Genomic DNA, 19,692 nt, shown 5'->3' on the forward strand with positions numbered 1-19,692 from the left:
TAACAAGGTAAGTGCAAACCAGTAATATGTTAACAATAAACTCACTCAGCCTGGTTCTTTCTCCAGCGCTATAGATCAACATATAAATGAGTCCCACAGTAGGCGCCGCTATATTGCGAAACAGCCAGGTGACAAATTCGCCAAACGAAAATGGTCCCCAGTAGCGCGGCGGCTTTTTTCTGTTTCGATAATAGGTCGGGCGCCAAAATATATGCACCTTTTGAAAAAGATACTCCAGCAACAATAACACAGCAATCACTAAAATATAATTTCTGAAATAAGTAAAAGTCAAACCTTATCCCCTCTTACAAATACATATCATACATATAATCAGTCATTCGCTGCGCATGCCGGGCGTGAAAGCTATAACGCATAATTGCATAAGCTGCAGTGTCAACCAGATCAAGATATGCATCAATTGTAAATGAGATCAAATTAGTTCCCATTTGCGTAGTGCCTCCCGCTAAGCCGCCAAGTAAGAATCCTCCGTACCCTCCTTACTCCTTTTAACGGTAAAATCCTTCTTTTGTTTTATTTTATCACACTTATATTGCTCGCAGAACCCTATAATCCAATAATTTTATTTCAATTTAATTTTTGTCAATCAGATAGTATTGAACATTTGTTGTTCTGTTGTCTGCTCAAAGCGATATGGAGGAAATCGCCTGATTCCTTTTCAGAATCACCACCGCCTCCTCCAGGCTTAAGGGCAGCGACGTGGTGATCAGAAGCTCCACCTCCAACAGGCCGCCCTCCATTTTTTCTACCTTTCCCACCGATACTTTCATATGATTCTGTTTCAGTTCTTCCACCAGTTGGGATCGGCGCGCCGCGGACTCTTCCATAATAACTTTTACTGTATATGTGGAGGTATCGCCCCCGATATGCACCCGGTGAAAAATCACCTGAATCACTATGACCAGAACAGTAGTGAAAATCCCTGTATAGTACATGCCGGATCCGATGGAAAGGCCGATAGCCGTGGTCACCCAGAAACCGGCTGCTGTAGTCAGCCCTTTGATCGTATCGCCTTTTTTTAAAAGCACTCCTGCTCCGAGGAAGCTGATTCCGCTGACAACCTGCGCCGCGATACGCGCGGGGTCCGCGCCTCTCGTTCCGCCCATAAAATTCCCGGCGGCATCACCCATGTCTCCAAAACAGTATTTGGATATGATCATCATGACCGAAGCCGTGCAGGCGATGATGCAGTGCGTACGGATCCCCGCCTGTTTCAGACGGGAGGTCCTCTCGATCCCGATTGCCAGTCCGCAGACACAGGCGGTCAGGATCCTCAGGGAATATATGGCCTCCTGCTGTAAAGGCATAACCTTAAAAAGTTCCTGTACCAAAGACACTGTTAGCCTCCTTTATTCCAGTTCTAATACGTGTTCCTTTCCAAATGTGAGGTAGATCTCTTCTCCGTCCGCAAACAGCTTGGATGCATCAAACAGAATATCTACATCCAGCCGAAAACCGCCGCATTCAACCATATAGCGGATGATATTTCCATGGGACAGGCTTCCCGCTATGCTTCCTTTCATGGTGACTGAATCCGCATGCTCCGGTGGTACCTTGCTGATCTCAATGATCTCAGGTCGGATGGCAATATCATTACCTTCGGTTTTCATGCCGCTGCTTTCCCCAAAAAGCTTTGCATCGATGATATTATAGTGCCCGATAAAGGTAGCTGCAAACCTGGTCCTGGGTCTCGTATACAGTTCCACAGGCACACCGGACTGTTCAATGGTACCCACATTGAAGAGATGGATATGGTCCGACATCACAATCGCCTCATCCTGGTCATGCGTGACGAATAAGGTGGTGATATTCAGCTCCTTCTGGATGCGGCGAATCTCCACCTGAAGATTTCTTCTCAGCAATGCATCAATGGCAGACAGAGGTTCATCCAGAAGCAGTACTTTCGGTTCCGTCACCAGGGCACGTGCCAGTGCAACACGCTGCTGCTGTCCGCCGGACAACTCTCTCGGATACTGATGAATCTTTTCGTTCAGGCCGACGATCTCCAGCATTTCCTGTACCCGCTGATAGATCTCCCTTTTCGGCCGTTTCTGAATCTTCAGCCCAAAAGCCACATTCTGCTCCACGGTAAGGTTAGGGAAAAGACTGTATTGCTGAAACACCATGCCGATGCCCCGTTTCTTTGGCTCCAGCTCCGTGATATCATATCCTTCCAGATAGATTTTCCCCTCCGTCACAGACTCCAGTCCGGATAGGCAGCGAAGCAGTGTGGATTTTCCGCAGCCGGACGGTCCAAGAAACGTAACCAGCTCCCCCTGCTCAATATCCAGTGTTATATCACGCAGGACATGATTCTCTCCAAAATATTTATTAATATGGTCAAACCGAATATACGACATACTTTATTCCCCCCGCTCAGTTCTTGAACTTTTCCTGCTTCTGTTTTGCAGGCTGTATGAGATAACAGCGATCAGAAGCGTAATGCCAAACATCATGACTACAATGACACTGGTCATAGGGCCGGCTTCCCTTTTCTGGGCATTGTAGAGCACCGCCTGAGCCGTCTCATACCGGCTGCCCGCTATAATTTTAATGACGGCGTAGTCCGTAAAAATTGCCCCCAGAGCCATCAGCGCCGACACCAGAATACCAGAGAGCATGTTGGGCACAATGATTCGGAAAAACGTGTAGAGCCCGTTTGCCCCCAGAAGCTCTGCCGCTTCCAGCAGCTGCCGCACATTGATGGCGTAAAGATTATTTCGGATTCCCCGGTACACAAATGGCAGGATCACCACACAGTAGACGCACACCAGCATGACCATTCTGTTGCCGAAGATCGTCACATTTCCCGCATAGAGAGCCAGCACAGAGATAGCGAGGACTACCCCCCGCAGCGTATAGGGAATCATGGATATGCTCTGCATAATGGTATCAAACTTTGGAAAATGCAGGATAGCGACATACATCCCCATGATCACACAGATTCCTGAGATAAAGATTGGAAATACACTGATGATCAGGCTTCGTCCGATCGCTGCCCAGAAATCCGGTCTTTCTGTGAACAGCTCCTTCCAGTATGTAAAATTGGGAAAACCACTGGGAAACAGGGTCAGCCAGCTTTCCGTAAGAGAGTAAACCAGCGTCACAACCACAGGAAGCAAAAGAACAAATGCCAGTAAAATCAATATGATATGATACAGTATCCTGTTATTTTTCATTGTCCGATCCCTCCCTTTACATATTTTTTCTTCACAAGGTTTGTAATCCCCATCACTACCAGAATGATCACAATCATGGTAATCGACAGCGCTGACCCCAGTTCTGTCTGCTGTTTGGAATCACCCGAAAACATGCTTGCGATCTTAATAGGCAGCATCGTAGCATTGGAACCCATGATCATATATACCGTTGTATAAGTTGTAATGGAATCCGCGAACACCATGCTGGTAGTTCCCAGCAGTGTGGGCGCCAGATTGGGTATGCCAATCTTTATCCAGAACTGAAATCCCGTAGCCCCCATCAGAGTGGCTGATTCTTTCCACTCTTTGCGGATCGCTTCAAATCCCGGAATCAAAAGCAGCGTTCCCAGTGGAATCGCAAACCATACAAACATCGGAACCATACCCTCGCTGCTGTAAAGATTAAAGCCGGCCAGTGCCTGTAACTTTGAGTTTTCCGCCATGAGCCGTATAAAACCATTGTGTCCCAGCATCAGCATGAAGGCAAACGCCAGCGGAAACCCTGCAAAATTCTGCGTCATGTTCAGAACAGGCATAAACCGCTTTCTTGCCGGGATCCCCAGCGCAGACACCGCAAGTGCCGCAAAAAATGACAGGACCATACCCGTTGCGGTGCCGATCACCGCAACCTTTACACTGTTCCAGGTGGCCATATAATACGCAGGTTTTGTAAAAACTGTTACGTAATTTTGGAGGGTCACACTCCCGCTCTCAGGATCCAGAAAGCTTTGGATGATCATATTGCAGAAAGGCAGCGCCAAAAAAAAGAACACCAGAATAAAAAACGGGGCAGCCGGGAGTAAATGAATCATCTGTTTCAGTCTCTGTTTCATCATATTCACCACCTGATCTCTTCTGACGGATCCATCATGCGCCCGGATGGCTCAATCCCCATCAACCTGCATATCAGCGGAGCCACATTTAACTGGGAAACCGTATGGTCCCCATAGTTCCCCGGCTGTATCTGATCCGAAAAAACAAATAAGGGGACCTCCCTTTGAAGCCGTGTATCCCCAAAATGATTCCCCAGCTCATCCATTCCGTGATCCGCAGTAACGACCACATCATACCCGTCCCGGCGCCACAGATCCAGATAACAGTCAATGATGTTGATCGACACCTCCGCTGCATGCTCATATTCTCTGCTTCCCCATCCGTGTTTATGACCCTGATCGTCCACGTTCATGGGGTGAATCAGCAGAAAATCCGGATGGTATGCTTTTCTCAGAAAATCCCCGTCCGCGTAAAGGTGGCTGTCAGGGTAGTCATCCTGACTGTAAAAAATCCCGTTTTCAATCAGCCCTGCGGTATTCCCGAGTTGATAACGGTCTGTCAGCGTACAGTATCCCGGGATACCGTTATAAAGTTCCGCAATCCACATATAAGCAGCTGCGCCTGTTGTCTTCCCGTTTTTCTTAGCCAGCGAGAACAGGTTCTCACACTTACTCGGACAGACCATTTCATTGGCACAGATTCCGTGTTCCCCGACGGCAAGACCCGTCATCATGGTCTCGTACATGGGTCTTGACTGTGCCGGAAGCTCTCCTTTTACCCGATAGAGAGCCCCTTTCTTCTGTTCCACCAGATGACCGAGATAGCCGCATCTGGCCCACGCCGTCTCATACCCCAGCGCATCAATCATGATCAATATTACTTTTGCATCAGCCATATGAACCTCCTCCCTGGTTCTTGTCAAAATTATATTCAACATACGGCCGGAGAACATAACGTCATCCGGCCGTATCATTCATGTTCCCCTGCCAAAATCATCCGAGCAGCGGAATGACCTCTTCTTCCCAGAGGCGTGCGATCTCATCGCAGGCTTCCTGCAGTGCATCCGCACTTTCCGGAGATGTAGTGTTCTCATACCACTCGTCTCCAAGCACGGGCGCATCTTCGGGTATCTCAACATCAGACCGGATGGGACGGGCACCGCCGTATGCCCTCTCAATCTGTCCCTCTTCACTGAGCATATACTCCACAGTCTGAGCAGCCGCATGGGGATGCGGCGCCCATTTGTTAATGATCAGTGCATATCCCGTCGTGATAGCGCCGTCCTGGGGAATCACCGTCGTAATATGAAGCCCCTCCAGTTCCTGTGCGTTGTATTCATCCGCCCACGCCGTACCATTGAAGTCAAATCTTCCACCAAAGCACTCCACCTCACCGGATACCATTTCTGACACCTGTCCCTCCGAGGGATGGATCCGCCCCTGCTCAGCCAGCTTTTTGAAATAATCAATTCCCGGCTGCACATTGTCAAATCCGCCCCCCATGGCGATGGCACACGCGAGGATATTTGCCTGTGAAGACGCCCCGCCTACTACATTACCCATGTTCACCACAATCTCACTGTCCATGAGCTCCTGCCAGGTTGTAGGAAGCTCCCCTTCTATAGCGGCATCATTAAAGATAAAGCAGGTGGTTCCCGTGTAACTCACAGTCCAGTTGCCGTCCGGATCCTTTGCCCAGTCGGGAATAGAATCCCAGCTGGAAACCTTATAGGGCTGAAGACATCCTTCGTCCATTGCCGTGGAGGTAAACGCGTAGCCCACATCCCCCACATCTTTCGTGGGATCATCTTTTTCCGCCACGAAGGTTGCAATTTCTTCCCCGGAACTCAAATCCACATCATCGTGCTCCAATCCATATTTTTCAAGGATGGAGGCCCAGCTGAGATCCCAGTGCGCCCACTCATCCGGCATTCCCACCGAAGAAACTCTGCCCTCTTTTTTTGCGCCCTCCTCAATTTCATCCTGCGTTAACGTACGAAGGTCCAGTGCTTTCTCCCGGTCCGCTCCTTTTGTTTCTCCTTCACCTGTATTACCTTTTCCACACCCGGTCAAAACCGTCGCAGCCATAACGGTCACCAGGACTAACGCCGCCGCTTTTCTTAACTTCATACTTTTCGTCCTTTCTCATTCACCCTTCACTCGACTGGTTACGTTTTTCTCTCAGTACACATATCTTTACCCGTGATCAGCTCTGTTCCTATATCGGTATATCTACAGGCTTCCTGCCGCGATAGACGGTGTAAGACCGAAATCCGGTCCGCCGCAATGCCTCCGCTGCCTGTTCAAAGCCGACTCCCGTCCTGGATGCCGTATGAGCGTCACTTCCAATGGTAAGACGCCTGCCGCCCAACTCTCTGTAACGTGCCAGCACCCAGTCTTCCGGACCAACCCTTCCCTGCCAGTCATAGATCCCTCTGGTGTTCACTTCCAGTGCAATATCCTGGCTGACCAGTCCCTCCATTATGGGTTCAATCAGCTCACGATACCCCTCAATGGTAGGAACCGGGACTTTCCCTTTCAGTACACGTAAGGGATAATCCAGATGTGCCAGGGAATCAAATCCTCCCAGCCTGACCAGTTTTTCCACAGAGATAAAATAATCCCGGAACATCCGCGTCACTTCCCTGTCATCCCGGTAAGGGAGCTTATAAATATCACCGCCGCCGGGCAGAAAATGAATGGCACCGATTATGAAATCAAATTTTCTTGACTCCAGAAACTGCCTTGTCTCTGCCGGACAGTCCATAGCATTTCCAATTTCAATACCGTACAGAATCTCCAACTGCTGATACTCCTCGCGGGCTTTCGCAAATGCTTCCATTCGCTGCTCCTCCACTGCAAGATAGTAAGCAATTCCATCCCGGCCCTGTATCATGTCGCAATGGTCAGTAATTGCTATGACACCCACATTTCGTTTCACAGCCCGCCGGCAGATCTCCGCAAGTGACTCATCGCTGTCAAAAGAATACCGGCTGTGAATATGAAGATCACAAGTCAAACGCACCTCCTATCACCTCACTTAATCAAAATCTTGTCATTAAAACGTCATAACATTGTCATTCATATTTATGTTTTACCATTTCCTCATTATTTTGTCAATGTATTCCAACAAATATAGTCGTTTTATTGTCATTTTAGTTGGATTTTTATATTTTTCCCTCATTTTTTGTCTGTTTTATCTATTTTCTTTCTTTATATCCATTGCTTTTTGACTGATTTGTTGTTATAATTTGCTATATTACAATCATCCCATGGATGATTCCACATAAGGGGTCCAAAATGAAGCAAGACAGACTTGGTCAAATGAAACAATTATATTATGAAAAAAAAAATATTTCCAACAGGGAGCTGTGTGAGACTTTCAACATTTCCCTCGAGACAGTACGCCGCGACTTGAAGCTGCTGGAGCAGGAAGGGGTTGTTAAGCGTGTTTACGGCGGCGCCGTACTGCGCCCGGAAAACGATTCCTCCGCCGACATGGAGCCATGGCATGTCCGCTCCGTACAGAATCAGCGCGAAAAGGCTCAGATAGCAGCAGAAATGCTGCTCCGGATTCCGGACGGCTGTACCATCGCACTGGATTCCGGAACCTCAATTTTCGAACTGGCAAAGCTGTTGAATCAAAAAGAAGACCTTACGATCATCACCAACTCCATACACATCGCGCTGGAGATCAGTACCCGAACCAACCATACGCTTTATTTTATCGGAGGCGCTATAAAAAAGGATGAACTGATCACCACAGGTATGTTATCAGTGGATTTTCTCAACTGCTTTTCCAGAATAGACCTGGCAATCGTCAGTACGGACGGATTCAATGTCAATGAAGGTCTGACCGATTTTAATATAGAAATGGGTATGCTGAAACGCAGTATCTTTGAAAAAGCCAATAAAATCCTGGTGGCGGCAGACTACAGTAAGTTTTCGATCAACGCCCTGTATAAGACATGTTCTTCCGAATCTCTGGATCTTGTGATCACAGATCCCAGAGCCCCGGCAGAATCTGTCGAGTACCTGAGAAGTGCAGGCGTGGATGTCGTCATCGCTTCTGCGGGGGGAGAGCCGACGCCCTGACAACCTTACCTGTCCAGACTTTCCAATTCTTGCACACTTTGTCCCTGGCTGCACTTTCCGCTTCTTTAGCGGTGCAAAATAAGGTATAATATACTTATTAAATGTCGTCCGAAAAAGCGGCGAATATCTGAAAGGAGCAGCAACTATTATGAATGTAAAATTGGGGATTTGTAACTTCTGCGTTCCGGGAACCGGCGTTTTCGCACCGCAGATCGTATCGGAGATGGGACTGGACGGAATGTCTCTGGAATTCGGCAGCTACGAGCATGGGTGGGCACTGTCTCAGAAAAAGATTCAGGATCTATACCTGGATGCACAGCAGAAATACGGCATCGAATATGCCAATATCGGATGCAGTGACGGTGACAATGTGCCGTTTTTCACACCTGAGGGCGATCCCATGTACGACGCTGTCAATCACTGGGTAACAAAAGCTGTGGATGCGGCGGAATACATGAAAATACCGATGGTATTCTTCTCAAACTTCAACGCCAGCCTGGCGGACACGGAGGAGAAACTGGAGCTGACAGCCAAAAGATATCGTTATCTCTGCGACTATGCCGCTGATAAGGGCATAGAAATATCATGTGAAAATCCGCTGAGTGTTGAAAAACAGCTGCAGCTGGTAGACATGGTTGACCGTGAGAACTTTTCTCTGTTTTATGACAGTGATAATTATACATATTTCACGGAATATAAACAGGTGGATGTGTTAAAAGGCATTTATCCGCATATGGGTAGTCAGCTGCACGTGAAAGACAGTACAAAGGGTTGTATCGCAAACGCTGTGATCGGCACTGGTGTTGCAGATTTCTATGGCTCCATCGACTATCTGAAACAGCAGAATTATGAGGGCTGGATCATTCTTGAGAACCTGTATGAGCTTGCACCGATGCGCCATCTGAATCCGGATTATTTTGAACTGATGAAAGAAGATGTGCGTGTGCTGAAAGAAGCCACAAAATAACTGTCATAAAAGACCAAAGATGGAGAGTGGCCCCGCATAACCGCGGTTCACTCTCCAATTAATTTCATACCGGCAGCATAAAGGGCACCAAGACATTTATGGAGAAGCCATTCATGTCTCGGTGCCCTGCTGTTGTTTATTTCAGATACTCTTCAGCATTATCTTTCGTAATAAAGATCGTGTCAATCGGAATTTCTTTTTCCACAGTTTCGCCGTTGATCGCTTTGTATGCGTTCATAACAGCGATATAGCCCATCTCAGAAGGCTGCTGTGCAATCGTTGCCTCCAGGTCACCTGCTGCAACCAGTTCAACTGCAGACTGGTTCCCGTCGAACCCGATGATCGTGATATCATCTGCAACACCTGCATCCTGACATGCTGACAGTGCACCGATCGCCGTGTCGTCGTTCATGCACAGGACAGCATCGATCTCATTGTTGAAACGTGTCAGCAGGTCCTCCATGGCCGCTTTCGCAGTATCGGATACGTTGTTCCCGGACATCTCGGCAATCGGTTCAATTCCAAATTCAGCAAGACCTTCTTTGTAACCCTGTGTTCTTGCGTTGGATGTACTCTCGCCTTCCTGTCCATAGATGATGACAACCTTTGCATCCTTGCCGATTTTTTCACCGACGTACTGTCCGCCCTTTTTAGCCGCGTCCACATTACTCGTTCCCACGAAGGAAGTCTTCCCAGGGAAATCCACATCCTGATCGATAAAGAAGACAGGGATCTCACCGGAAGCACTCTCCAGTGCACCGGAAACTGCATCCGTATCACACGGTGCAACGATAATGGCATCCACATCCTGCGCCAGCTGATCACCGATCTGAGTCACCTGCTGTGCGATCTCACTCTCCGCATCCGGTCCGTTTACCGTCACTTCGATGCCAAGCTCTTCAGCCGCTTTATCGCATCCCGCCTTTACGTTCCCCCAGTATTCACTGTTCAGTGTTTTCAGGTTAACCGCGATGCTGATATCCTTCGCATCCGCTCCGCCTGCATCATCCGCTGCATCGGCCTCTCCCGCATCAGCTTCACCGCCCGCATCCGCTGCAGATGTGTCTTCCGACGCACTGCCCGAAGCACTTTCCTCGGACTTCCCTCCGCATGCCGTCATCGACAGAACCAGTCCTGCAGTCAGCAATACCGCCAATAATCTTCTCTTCATCCTAAAATCCTCCTTTTTTTGTTTTATGGTTAATATTCCAGTGTAACCGGTTTGCCCAGGTGGTATGATTGTGTTGCGGCAAGCGCAAGCTTAATTCCCATCATACCGTCATACGCCGTCACCTGCGACGGCTTGTCCTCGAGTACGCAGTCGATAAACGTCTGCATCTCAATCTCATAAGCGTCTTTAAATCTTCCCAGACACCAGTTTGCCATGTCCACGGTGATTTCCTGATTTCCAATCATTGTGTATGGCGTCAGCTGATTCTGACCTACAAACACACTTTTATCAAGGCCGATAACCTCTGTCCGTGTATCGTACACATCATTTGCATTTCTGCTGATCTCTATCATGCCGAGACCGCCGTCCTGGAATTTCAGCAGCATCTGTCCGTCATCCACATCATTTAACTCTTTGAGGAACTCATGTTTCAGCACTGCTCCCTGTGCATAGATCTCTGTGATCTCTCTTCCCATCAGCCAGCGCGCAACGTCCAGGTCATGGATCCCCATATCCACGAAGAGTCCTCCGCTCTCCGGAACGTATGCCGGAGGCGGACCGTTCGGGTCTCTCTGGCAGTCATGAATATAGATTGGTTTTCCACATTTTCCACTCATGATCGCTTCTTTTGCAGCCATATGCCCGGGATCAAATCGCCGCATGAATCCCACCTGAAGGAAAACTCCCTGCTTTTCCACTTCCTTCATGATCACTTCCGATTCCTCTACCGTAAAAGTAATCGGTTTTTCTACAAAAATCGGTTTTTTGGTCGCTATACAGTCCATCAGCACGTCGTAATGTGTCTTGGTGGGCGTCGCCACCACGATCGCATCCACCTCATCGCTGGCTATCATCTCTTTATAATCAGCATAGCCCTTCACATCGAAATTATCGACGGCTCTTTTCAGTGCTTCCGGAAAAGGATCTGACACCGCCGTAAGTGCTGCCCTCTGACTCTTAGTTACATTCATTGCGTGATGGTATCCCAGTCTTCCAAGACCGATGACACCGATTCTCAGTTTCTTCATTTTTATAATCTCCTTTCTTAATCAACGGTTATTTTGCTGCCAGTCTTCTCGCCTTGGCTTCCATCTGGTTACGGACAACGTCTATCGTAACTGCAAGAATGATTACCGCACCGATTACAATATACTGAATATCGTTTTTCGTTCCAAACAGGTTCAATCCGTTTCGTATCGTCGCGATCAGGACCGCACCCATCATGGTTCCCCAGATTGTGCCTTTGCCGCCAGTAAATGAGGCGCCTCCGATAATACAGGCTGCGATCGCATCCGTATCATATGTAGTGCCGGCGGTTGCATTTGCCGTTGTCACACGCCCAACCAGAATAATGGCAGCCAGGCCGCACATGAACCCTGAGAGAGAATAGACAAATGTCAATACGTTCTTTGATTTTATGCCGGACAGACGGGCCGCTTCTGCATTACCCCCAACACAGTAGATCTGGCGGCCCAGTGCTGTCCTTGTGAGAAAAACATGAAAGATAGCGTAAACAATGATTACCATGATAAAGCTGACAGGAAAGTCCCCAATTGTCGCAGAACCGAGGAACAATGTCGAATCAACACCTTTGTTCATAAAACCGATCGGCGTGGAATCCGTGATCAGCAGCGCAAGTCCGAGCAGTACATTCTTCATACCGAGTGTCGATACGAAAGGATGCGGCAGGTTGAGCCTTGTCAGCAGTGTTCCGTTGATAAATCCCATGAAAGTACAGATCAGCAGAGCCGCTCCCATCAGTACGATCGGATTTGTGATTCCAAATTTCTGCATCAGCACTCCGATAAAACAGGCGCCCAGTACTGTATTCGAACCAACGGATAAATCGATTCCGGCCGTGATCAGTACGACCAGCATACCGCCGGAGATCATACAGTTGATACCTGCCTGCTTCAGGATATTCATAAGATTGCTGGCCCTTAAAAATTTTCCCGGAAGCATAAATGCCAGGACCATTCCGAGTATGATCAGCGCCAGCAGCGGCGCGATCTTCATCAATGCACTTTTCATATTCTTTTTCATGACAGCGTACCTCCCCATGCGGCTTTCATAATTGATTCCTGATTAAAATGTTCGGTTGCCCTTTCGATCTCTCCGGTTACCCTGCCTTCCCGCATAACAATCACACGGTCGCTCATGGCAAGCACTTCGGGAAGCTCTGATGAAATCATAATGATGCATTTTCCCTGTCTTACCAGTTCATTCATAACGTTGTAAACTTCAATCTTGGCACCGACATCGATTCCTCTCGTCGGCTCATCAAAGATAAAAATCTCCGAATCGCTGTTCAGCCATTTTCCGATGACCACCTTCTGCTGATTGCCTCCCGAGAGCTGAGCGACAACCTCTTCGCTTGTCGGTGTCTTAATCTTCAGCTTTTCGATATTCTCCCGGCTGACCGCCTCTATCTTCTTAAAATCAAACAGGCCGTTTTTACGGAACCGTTTCATACTTGACATAATCAGATTTGTCTTCACACTCTGCGAAAGCACAAGCCCCTGTCCTTTTCTGTCCTCTGTCAGGAATGCGATCTTCTTTGCGATGGCTTCCGTTGGGTTTTTAATCTGTACTTCTTCACCTTCCACGTAAACTTTACCGCCATCCAGAGGATCTGCCCCGAAGATTGCACGCATTGTCTCTGTTCTGCCGGCGCCCACAAGGCCCGCAAATCCCAGGATTTCCCCGTGATATGCAGTAAAGCTCACATCATGCAGCACCCCCTCCGCCATCAGATGCTCCGCCCGCAGCCCCTCTTTTCCCTTTACCCCCTGTTCCTTCGGATACAGGTTCTCAAGTGTCCTGCCTACCATCGCCTCGATCAATTTGTCATTGTCCATATTCTTAATATCTTCCGTGATGATATGCTGGCCGTCGCGCATAACTGTCACCCGATCGCACAGTTCAAAAAGTTCCTCTAATTTATGAGATACAAACAGAATAGCAATTCCTTTTTCTTTCAGCCGGCGAACCGTTTTCATCAGCTGCTTAACCTCTCCCTCACCAAGGCTTGAAGTCGGTTCATCCATGATGATCAGACGGGCGTTGATGGCAACCGCCTTTGCGATCTCAACCATCTGCTGAAGTCCGATGCCCAGTTTTCCGCACTGTGTGTGGACGTCGATTTCCCCGTGTCCAAGAGATTCCAGCGCTTCCCTTGCTTCCTGGTCCATTTTTTTATAATCCAGCAGCCCGTTTTTCTTTTTAATCGACCGGCCGATAAAAATATTGTCGGTGACCGACAGCAGCGAGACGATGTTCAGCTCCTGGTACACGCAGGCAACACCGAGATTTCTCGAATCAACCGGCGACCGGATGGCTCTTTTTTGTCCCCCTATGTGAATCTCGCCTTCTTCAGGGATGTTGACCCCGGTCAGCACTTTGATCAAAGTCGATTTTCCAGCGCCATTTTCCCCGATCAGACCATGAATTTCTCCGGGACGTATGCTCAGGGACATATCCCTCAGTGCGACAACACCGGGAAAACGTTTTGTTATGTGCTTCAGGCTAACTACATATTCCTCCATTTTACCCTCCTTCTCTTGATCACGTTCATGTTTTTCTTTTTCGTCCTGTAACCATAGTATTATTATTTTTACAAAATTACTATTACTTTCTTGCATAAATTAATATTAATCTCTGTGCATTTTCACGATTTTATTCGGAATATTAGTTGTATATTTTAATATTATTAATTGCCGTAGATAATATTATTTTTATTTTTCATTAATATTCACCAAAAACGCCCTCCGATTTTTTATACAATTTCACATCAAATTTCAGACATTGCACTTTCCGTGCAAGAATCCTAAAAAAAGTTTCGTTTTTCGCTTATTTGCACCGAAAAATGCGCAGAAATACAATATTTTGTATCCCCCTCAATGCGCAAGAACCGTTGGACCATTAATTTTCAGCAGGAATGCTAAAGCATGTGATTGAAATTAATATTAATATTATGTTTGGATTTGACATTCCGACACGGATTGATTATAGTAAGAAGAAAGATTTGTATTTACAAACTTATGGAATAGATGAGGAGCCCTCTATGAAAGTAACAATGAAAGATATCGCAGAAAAGACGGGTGTCTCCATCAACACGGTTTCCCTTGCTCTGCGCAACATGACTTCAGTCAAGAAAGAAACCAGAGAGTTGATCTGGCAGACTGCTCTGCAAATGGGATACCTGGAACAGAAAAGTAAACCTGACATTCACAACATCGGCCTGATTTCCACCGGAGAACGCCTGCAGGATTCTTATTTTTATATGAGCTTTTATCAGAATATTCTGTCCAGGGTTCACGACCGGGGATATAATATGATGGTGTTCAAGGGTGATGCCTGCGATACGCAGCCGGATGCATTAAGAGATATTTTTGAAACAAATTCAATTTCCGGACTGATCGTGCTCGGAGATATGGAAGAGAGGATCGTCGCCAAAATCGCCGCAACAAACCTGCCTTTGATCGCCACCGGCACGCGGTACCACACACTGAAAGTACCGACGATCATCGAGGACAATCTGGAGGGCGCTCACATAGCCGTAAAGCATCTGTATGAAAAAGGATACCGCAACATCGGTTTTATCGGAAACCCGCTCCACAGCACAGGTTTTAAGGAGCGCTACGAGGGATTTATGGGGGCAATGTTTCATTTTGGTCTCCTGCCCCGCCAGGAATGGATGGTGACCGACCTGGACCAAACACATGTCTATGATCTGGATCGCCTGCGCAGCAAACTTGGCGGTCTGAAAATTTATCCGGAAGCATTTATCTGTACCAACGACAATATGGCGGTGCTCGCGGCAAAAATCTTTTCCGAACTTGGACTCTCCATCCCAAATGATATTGCCCTGGTAGGATTTGACAACAGCATTATCGGTAAAATGAGTACCCCGTCCATCACATCCATCGATGTTCAGTGCGCCCTGCAGGCGGAAACCTGCGTGCAGGTTCTGATCGATTATATCGAAAACGGTACGATGGATCCCTACCGGATGGTGCTGCCGGTGACACTCTCCTGCAAAGAATCCACATGACTCAAAACAGCTGCCGGAATGTTTCCGGCAGCTGTTTCTATTTCTCCCCGCGGCCGACCCCCTCTCACGCCTCGCAGGCGCTGTCCGGCTCCGGCACTTATGATGCTCATGACGTACCGCCGATGTGCCTGACACTTTCATAGATCAGACTGATCAGGTCTGCCATATCCTTCCACTGTGTCTCGTCCTGACTGACATAATAGAAATTCTTTGTGCCCTCTCTTCTCATCGCGACAATCCCGGCCTCTTTTAAGATCTGCAGGTGATGTGAGACGGAAGGTCTTGTCAGATGGGTTCTCTCCGCAATTTCGCCAACCCGAATACCGGACAGATCGCTGTCCAGAAGCACAAGCAGTATCAGTTGTCTCGTTTCATCACCGATCGCGGTAAACGCATGTCTGCAGTCCCGAAATCCACACACGATTTTCTGTAATCTTGCTTCACAGTCCTTTTCCATCATCAATCCTCACATATATCTGACATCCAGTTTTTCACGCTGCGCAGAACGCAGATACTTGACACTCGGATAACCAAGCACCAGAGTCGCCGCCGCTTTTTTCCCTCCCGGAACGCTCAGCGCTTTTTTTATCTTCCGCGAAACATTGACTGCAGACGTAAAAAAACCGCTGAAAAGTACCCCCAGTCCGTTTGCCTCCGCGACAAATTCCATGTTCTGTGCCGCGAGAATACCATTGGTCCTGTCCTTTGCAAAAATGACGATTACAAGAGGCGCGTGAAAGAAGAAAAAGTGATCGTCTATTTCAATATTTCTTGCCATGGGACTGACCAAATCAGCCAATGGCTTTATCCTTCGGAATAAGCGGACAGCCATCTGTTCCGCCCGCCCTTTTTGTCTGTCCAGAACTACAAAAGAAACATCCTGCATGTTCTTAGCGGTGTGGGTTAACCTTCCTGCTTCCAGAATCTGCTCCTGCACATGTTTCGGAATTCCTCTGTTCTGAAACTGTCTGACCGTTCTCCGGAATCGAATAACATGCAAGACATCATCCGGATTCAGACGGACTGTCTCTTCCCGCGGGACCGGTTTCGTATCATAACCGGAAATCGTTATCGCTTCTCTCGGACAGACCGCTGAACACTGACCGCACATGACACAGCTGTCAGATAAAATTCTTGCTTTCCCATCCTCCAGTTTTATATTATGCGCAACACAAGTCTTTGCACAGAGGCCGCATCCAATACATGTTTCGCGATTAATTGTTATCTCATGTTTTGCCATCAGAAAGCTCCTTTCGTTAATGATCTTTAACCATTATAACAAAAGGAGCCCTGAATGCAACATTGGTAAAGAAACGCGTTACCATTGCCGTCCTGTACAGTTACTTTAATTTAATAAATTCTGCATGCTTTTTAAACTGACTGCCAGCGTCGATGTATTATGTAAAAATGCCGATGCCGCAGGCTGTAAGATGCCGCCGATGCCCAATACGATCAGCCCGGCATTAAAGCCCACGATAAATCTGTAATTCCTGCCGATCCGCTTCATTAAGCCGTCGCTGATGGCCTTTAACGTCATAATGCCAAACAGATCATCTGCACCGATCGTGATATCTGCAATTTCCCGTGCTATCTCTGCACCGTCACTGATCGCGATTCCGACATCCGCAGCGGAAAGTGCCGGTGAATCATTGATTCCGTCGCCGATCATGATAACCTTTCTTCCCTGCGCCTTCTCTCTTTCCACGAATTTTGCCTTATCTTCCGGCAGCACTTCGGAATAATATTCATCCGCACCAATCCTGTCAGCAATAGCGCTCGCTGTACGTTCGCTGTCCCCCGTCATCATAACCACCTTGCTGATCCCCGCTTTTTTCAGAGAATTCACCACGGCTTCCGCCTCTTTTCTCAGCGGATCAGCTATGCATATGACAGCCGCCAGTTGGTTTTCAATCGCAAGATACAGATGAGAATACTCTGCGGGCAGTTCCTCGAATTTCTGTCTTTGTTCTTCTGTAATCACACATTTTTCGTCCTCAAAAACGAAATGATAGCTGCCGATCACCGTCCGCTCTCCGTCAATCATCGTTGAGATTCCATGGGCGACGATATACTCCACTTTTGAATGATTTTCTTCGTGGTAGAGTTTTTTTGCCTTAGCCGCCTGAACAACCGCCTTAGCCATGGAATGTGGAAAATGTTCCTCAAGGCATGCCGCCGTGCGAAGCAGCTCATCCGGTTCCATATCACAGAATGATACCACATCCACAACCGTCGGTTTTGCCTTCGTCAGCGTCCCTGTCTTGTCAAAGACAATCGTGTCTGCCTGAGCAACTGCCTCCAGATATTTTCCTCCCTTAACTGTCACATGATACAAACTTGCTTCCCGGATCGCAGTCAACACAGAGATCGGCATTGCCAGCTTCAGCGCACAGGAAAAATCCACCATAAGGACTGACAGTGCTTTCGTTATATTTCTGGTAAACAGATAGGTGACTGCTGTTCCGGCAAGTGTATAGGGAACCAGCCGGTCAGCCAGATGCTCCGCCTTACTCTCCAGCATTGATTTTAGTTTTTCTGATTCCTCGATCATCGTAACGATCTTTTCATATCTGCTGGAGCCTTCCGCCTCTTTCACACAGACTGTGATCTCACCCTCTTCCACAACCGTTCCGGCATAGACGTATTTATCAACGGTCTTTCTGACCGGAACAGATTCTCCTGTGAGCGACGCCTGATTCAGCATGGCATCCCCTTCTGTCACAACACCGTCGAACGGCACCACGTTTCCCATCCGTATCCGGACCAGGTCTCCCGCCTTAATCTCCGAAGCCGGTATCAGGACCTCCTGCTCTTCCCGCACCATCCAGACCTTTCCCACATTCAATGACATCGTCCTTGCCAGATCCTCCACTGACTTTTTGTGAGTCCACTCCTCCAGGATCTCTCCGATCCCCAGCAAAAACATGATAGAACTTGCCGTATTGACATCACCTCTCAGAATCGATACGCTGATCGCTGTGGCATCCAGAACCGGTACTTCAATGTTTCCTTTAGCCAGCGTCTGCAATCCTTTCCAGATATATCTGACGGATTTCACAGCAGCCAATACCGCCTGCACTGAGTATGGAAGCAGCAGTTTATTGCCGACCCGCAGTATCACCTTGTTCGTGAGTTTCTCCCAGTACTTCGCATTCAGCTCTCTGCCCGAATTTTCAATCAGTCCTTTCGGAATCTTTACATCCTGATACTGAAATTTTCTCAAAGAATCTACAATCTCGTCTCTGCCGCCCACATAATTGATGACAGCATCCTGTGTGCGTTCATACACTTTTGCAAATGTGACATATTTCAGATTATGCAGATAATATAATAAGATATCTGCCTCTTCATATGTCATGTGCTTCTGCCTCACATGAATGCGGATTCTGCCCTGTATCTCGTGTTTGATCTTAAACTTCATCTTATTCTGTTACCGTCTCTTCTGCATCAGGATCCTGGGCATTCTCGCCGGCGTCATCAATTTCTTCCTCTGTCATACGGTCTTCATTGATCTGTTTTGCCTCTGCATATATGTCTTCGGCATTTTCCTGAACAGTGGCGGCCGTCTTCATCACACATTCTTTCGCTCTCAATACTGCAGCCGTACAGTTTGTATACACTTTTTTTGCATCCTTACTGGAAAGCAGTTTGATTCCTGCGGTTCCAAACAACACACCCGCAGCAAAAAGTCCTGTTTTCTTAAAATTAATACATTTAAAACAATCCAACATCTTATGTACCTCCGTTCTATTTGTGCTTATAACCTGTATAAATTACCATAACGAGGCAAATCACCATGCCCCACGCCCAGAATCTGTGATGCTCCATATCATTCGCCTCCTGACACCGTTCAGGCAGTTTTATGAATTTTATTATAATCTTCCATATGCTATTTTTCCATGGTTTTCCACCTGATGAGAAATTTACTCATTTAATCATGTCATATATACGCTGATTCAAAAAACACTCCCGCATAAACCAGTTGATGTTCACAAAACATGGTCTATACGGGAGTGTGTGAGGAAAATGAAGGCTGCTCCTTCATGATTTCAATACTGTAAACCGGAAGCGGATCCCTTTCTATGCTGTCATAAAAGAATTTAAACATGATGATTTACCCCTGATCGATCCTGTAAAAATTGATGAGATCGCTGCCATCCAGGATAATATTACTGTTTTTTAAAAATTCATTTTCTTCCAGTAATTCAACTTCTATTGTTTTTTCAGTCTCATTTTTTGCTTTCACTTCTGCCTCAGCACGAAACAAGGTAGTCCCAATACCGCCATCCACAAGTTCTCCGGCCTTCCTGTTTGCACCGGCAAAAAGAAGCGGGCAAATAGCAACCGCCGCTATGATAAAGATAACCATAGGGATCCATTTCATTTTTTTCAATCGCATAATTTTCCTCATCTTT

The 19,692-nt window shown here is 47.4% G+C and carries 19 protein-coding genes; 3 read left to right on the top strand and 16 right to left on the bottom strand.

Annotated elements, in window-relative coordinates:
- Positions 1–641: 641 nt before the first annotated feature.
- The 7 genes from NQ502_RS05530 to NQ502_RS05560 form a co-directional block, all read right to left on the bottom strand.
- Positions 642–1,355 carry an MgtC/SapB family protein gene (locus NQ502_RS05530; RefSeq protein ID WP_049898457.1) on the bottom strand — a complete coding sequence of 238 codons (714 nt, stop codon included), beginning with the start codon at positions 1,353–1,355 and terminating at the stop codon, positions 642–644.
- A 12-nt stretch (positions 1,356–1,367) separates the two neighbouring features.
- On the bottom strand, positions 1,368–2,378 hold the full coding sequence (locus tag NQ502_RS05535; protein ID WP_028530090.1) for an ABC transporter ATP-binding protein: 1,011 nt from the start codon (positions 2,376–2,378) through the stop codon (positions 1,368–1,370).
- Between the two features lie 3 nt (positions 2,379–2,381).
- Positions 2,382–3,197 (bottom strand): ABC transporter permease, encoded by an 816-nt coding sequence (locus NQ502_RS05540; RefSeq protein WP_028530089.1) that lies wholly within the window; start codon positions 3,195–3,197, stop codon positions 2,382–2,384.
- Positions 3,194–4,054 carry an ABC transporter permease gene (locus NQ502_RS05545; RefSeq protein WP_083963503.1) on the bottom strand — a complete coding sequence of 287 codons (861 nt, stop codon included), beginning with the start codon at positions 4,052–4,054 and terminating at the stop codon, positions 3,194–3,196. The genes NQ502_RS05540 and NQ502_RS05545 overlap by 4 nt, the downstream gene beginning before the upstream one ends.
- Before the next feature lie 2 nt (positions 4,055–4,056).
- Positions 4,057–4,887, bottom strand: a complete 831-nt coding sequence (locus tag NQ502_RS05550) for an alkaline phosphatase family protein (RefSeq protein ID WP_028530087.1) — start codon at positions 4,885–4,887, stop codon at positions 4,057–4,059.
- Between the two features lie 97 nt (positions 4,888–4,984).
- Positions 4,985–6,121, bottom strand: a complete 1,137-nt coding sequence (locus NQ502_RS05555) for an ABC transporter substrate-binding protein (RefSeq protein ID WP_028530086.1) — start codon at positions 6,119–6,121, stop codon at positions 4,985–4,987.
- Positions 6,122–6,209: 88 nt separating this feature from the next.
- Positions 6,210–7,010, bottom strand: coding sequence for a histidinol-phosphatase HisJ family protein (locus NQ502_RS05560; protein WP_028530085.1), 801 nt, complete (start codon positions 7,008–7,010; stop codon positions 6,210–6,212).
- Between the two features lie 281 nt (positions 7,011–7,291).
- On the opposite strand from NQ502_RS05560, the gene NQ502_RS05565 reads away from it, so the two are divergent.
- Together NQ502_RS05565 and NQ502_RS05570 are read left to right on the top strand one after the other, a co-directional pair.
- Complete coding sequence (locus NQ502_RS05565; RefSeq protein WP_028530084.1) at positions 7,292–8,086, top strand: DeoR/GlpR family DNA-binding transcription regulator; 795 nt, start codon at positions 7,292–7,294, stop codon at positions 8,084–8,086.
- 148 nt (positions 8,087–8,234) lie between these two features.
- Positions 8,235–9,053, top strand: coding sequence for a sugar phosphate isomerase/epimerase family protein (locus NQ502_RS05570; RefSeq protein ID WP_028530083.1), 819 nt, complete (start codon positions 8,235–8,237; stop codon positions 9,051–9,053).
- Positions 9,054–9,189: 136 nt separating this feature from the next.
- Here the strand turns inward: NQ502_RS05570 and NQ502_RS05575 are convergent, their stop codons facing one another.
- From NQ502_RS05575 to NQ502_RS05590, 4 genes are read right to left on the bottom strand one after another with little or no spacing between them, the layout of a single operon-like run.
- Positions 9,190–10,224 carry a sugar ABC transporter substrate-binding protein gene (locus NQ502_RS05575; RefSeq protein WP_049898455.1) on the bottom strand — a complete coding sequence of 345 codons (1,035 nt, stop codon included), beginning with the start codon at positions 10,222–10,224 and terminating at the stop codon, positions 9,190–9,192.
- A 29-nt stretch (positions 10,225–10,253) separates the two neighbouring features.
- Positions 10,254–11,252, bottom strand: a complete 999-nt coding sequence (locus NQ502_RS05580; protein ID WP_028530082.1) for a Gfo/Idh/MocA family oxidoreductase — start codon at positions 11,250–11,252, stop codon at positions 10,254–10,256.
- A gap of 28 nt (positions 11,253–11,280) precedes the next feature.
- Entirely contained in the window at positions 11,281–12,267 is a 987-nt protein-coding gene (locus NQ502_RS05585) for an ABC transporter permease (RefSeq protein ID WP_049898453.1), read from the bottom strand.
- The gene (locus tag NQ502_RS05590; RefSeq protein ID WP_028530080.1) at positions 12,264–13,769 is read right to left on the bottom strand and encodes a sugar ABC transporter ATP-binding protein; all 1,506 of its coding nucleotides are present in this window, start codon (positions 13,767–13,769) and stop codon (positions 12,264–12,266) included. Before NQ502_RS05590 ends, NQ502_RS05585 begins: the two co-directional genes overlap by 4 nt.
- A gap of 518 nt (positions 13,770–14,287) precedes the next feature.
- On the opposite strand from NQ502_RS05590, the gene NQ502_RS05595 reads away from it, so the two are divergent.
- Positions 14,288–15,277 (top strand): LacI family DNA-binding transcriptional regulator, encoded by a 990-nt coding sequence (locus tag NQ502_RS05595; protein ID WP_028530079.1) that lies wholly within the window; start codon positions 14,288–14,290, stop codon positions 15,275–15,277.
- 106 nt (positions 15,278–15,383) lie between these two features.
- Here NQ502_RS05595 and NQ502_RS05600 read toward each other — a convergent pair whose 3' ends face one another.
- The 5 genes from NQ502_RS05600 to NQ502_RS05620 all read right to left on the bottom strand — a co-directional run bounded on the left by NQ502_RS05600 (position 15,384) and on the right by NQ502_RS05620 (position 19,676).
- Complete coding sequence (locus NQ502_RS05600; RefSeq protein ID WP_028530078.1) at positions 15,384–15,734, bottom strand: ArsR/SmtB family transcription factor; 351 nt, start codon at positions 15,732–15,734, stop codon at positions 15,384–15,386.
- 9 nt (positions 15,735–15,743) lie between these two features.
- Positions 15,744–16,517 carry a nitroreductase family protein gene (locus tag NQ502_RS05605; RefSeq protein ID WP_028530077.1) on the bottom strand — a complete coding sequence of 258 codons (774 nt, stop codon included), beginning with the start codon at positions 16,515–16,517 and terminating at the stop codon, positions 15,744–15,746.
- 105 nt (positions 16,518–16,622) lie between these two features.
- Positions 16,623–18,698, bottom strand: coding sequence for a heavy metal translocating P-type ATPase (locus NQ502_RS05610; RefSeq protein ID WP_028530076.1), 2,076 nt, complete (start codon positions 18,696–18,698; stop codon positions 16,623–16,625).
- A 1-nt stretch (position 18,699) separates the two neighbouring features.
- Positions 18,700–19,008 carry a DUF6110 family protein gene (locus tag NQ502_RS05615; protein WP_028530075.1) on the bottom strand — a complete coding sequence of 103 codons (309 nt, stop codon included), beginning with the start codon at positions 19,006–19,008 and terminating at the stop codon, positions 18,700–18,702.
- Positions 19,009–19,391: 383 nt separating this feature from the next.
- Positions 19,392–19,676, bottom strand: coding sequence for a hypothetical protein (locus NQ502_RS05620; protein WP_028530074.1), 285 nt, complete (start codon positions 19,674–19,676; stop codon positions 19,392–19,394).
- Positions 19,677–19,692: the final 16 nt, after the last annotated feature.

Origin of the sequence: Ruminococcus gauvreauii, assembly GCF_025151995.1 — a bacterium.
Classification (GTDB): Bacteria; Bacillota; Clostridia; order Lachnospirales; family Lachnospiraceae; genus Ruminococcus_G; species Ruminococcus_G gauvreauii.

What these genes read in the sequence shown, in the direction of transcription:
- NQ502_RS05535 (WP_028530090.1), bottom strand. Translation starts at nt 2,378, where the DNA reads ATGTCGTATATTCGGTTTGACCATATTAATAAATATTTTGGAGAGAAT.
- NQ502_RS05540 (WP_028530089.1), bottom strand. Translation starts at nt 3,197, where the DNA reads ATGAAAAATAACAGGATACTGTATCATATCATATTGATTTTACTGGCA.
- NQ502_RS05545 (WP_083963503.1), bottom strand. Translation starts at nt 4,054, where the DNA reads ATGATGAAACAGAGACTGAAACAGATGATTCATTTACTCCCGGCTGCC.
- NQ502_RS05550 (WP_028530087.1), bottom strand. Translation starts at nt 4,887, where the DNA reads ATGGCTGATGCAAAAGTAATATTGATCATGATTGATGCGCTGGGGTAT.
- NQ502_RS05555 (WP_028530086.1), bottom strand. Translation starts at nt 6,121, where the DNA reads ATGAAGTTAAGAAAAGCGGCGGCGTTAGTCCTGGTGACCGTTATGGCT.
- NQ502_RS05565 (WP_028530084.1), top strand. Translation starts at nt 7,292, where the DNA reads ATGAAGCAAGACAGACTTGGTCAAATGAAACAATTATATTATGAAAAA.
- NQ502_RS05570 (WP_028530083.1), top strand. Translation starts at nt 8,235, where the DNA reads ATGAATGTAAAATTGGGGATTTGTAACTTCTGCGTTCCGGGAACCGGC.
- NQ502_RS05575 (WP_049898455.1), bottom strand. Translation starts at nt 10,224, where the DNA reads ATGAAGAGAAGATTATTGGCGGTATTGCTGACTGCAGGACTGGTTCTG.
- NQ502_RS05580 (WP_028530082.1), bottom strand. Translation starts at nt 11,252, where the DNA reads ATGAAGAAACTGAGAATCGGTGTCATCGGTCTTGGAAGACTGGGATAC.
- NQ502_RS05585 (WP_049898453.1), bottom strand. Translation starts at nt 12,267, where the DNA reads ATGAAAAAGAATATGAAAAGTGCATTGATGAAGATCGCGCCGCTGCTG.
- NQ502_RS05590 (WP_028530080.1), bottom strand. Translation starts at nt 13,769, where the DNA reads ATGGAGGAATATGTAGTTAGCCTGAAGCACATAACAAAACGTTTTCCC.
- NQ502_RS05595 (WP_028530079.1), top strand. Translation starts at nt 14,288, where the DNA reads ATGAAAGTAACAATGAAAGATATCGCAGAAAAGACGGGTGTCTCCATC.
- NQ502_RS05600 (WP_028530078.1), bottom strand. Translation starts at nt 15,734, where the DNA reads ATGGAAAAGGACTGTGAAGCAAGATTACAGAAAATCGTGTGTGGATTT.
- NQ502_RS05605 (WP_028530077.1), bottom strand. Translation starts at nt 16,517, where the DNA reads ATGGCAAAACATGAGATAACAATTAATCGCGAAACATGTATTGGATGC.
- NQ502_RS05610 (WP_028530076.1), bottom strand. Translation starts at nt 18,698, where the DNA reads ATGAAGTTTAAGATCAAACACGAGATACAGGGCAGAATCCGCATTCAT.
- NQ502_RS05615 (WP_028530075.1), bottom strand. Translation starts at nt 19,008, where the DNA reads ATGTTGGATTGTTTTAAATGTATTAATTTTAAGAAAACAGGACTTTTT.
- NQ502_RS05620 (WP_028530074.1), bottom strand. Translation starts at nt 19,676, where the DNA reads ATGCGATTGAAAAAAATGAAATGGATCCCTATGGTTATCTTTATCATA.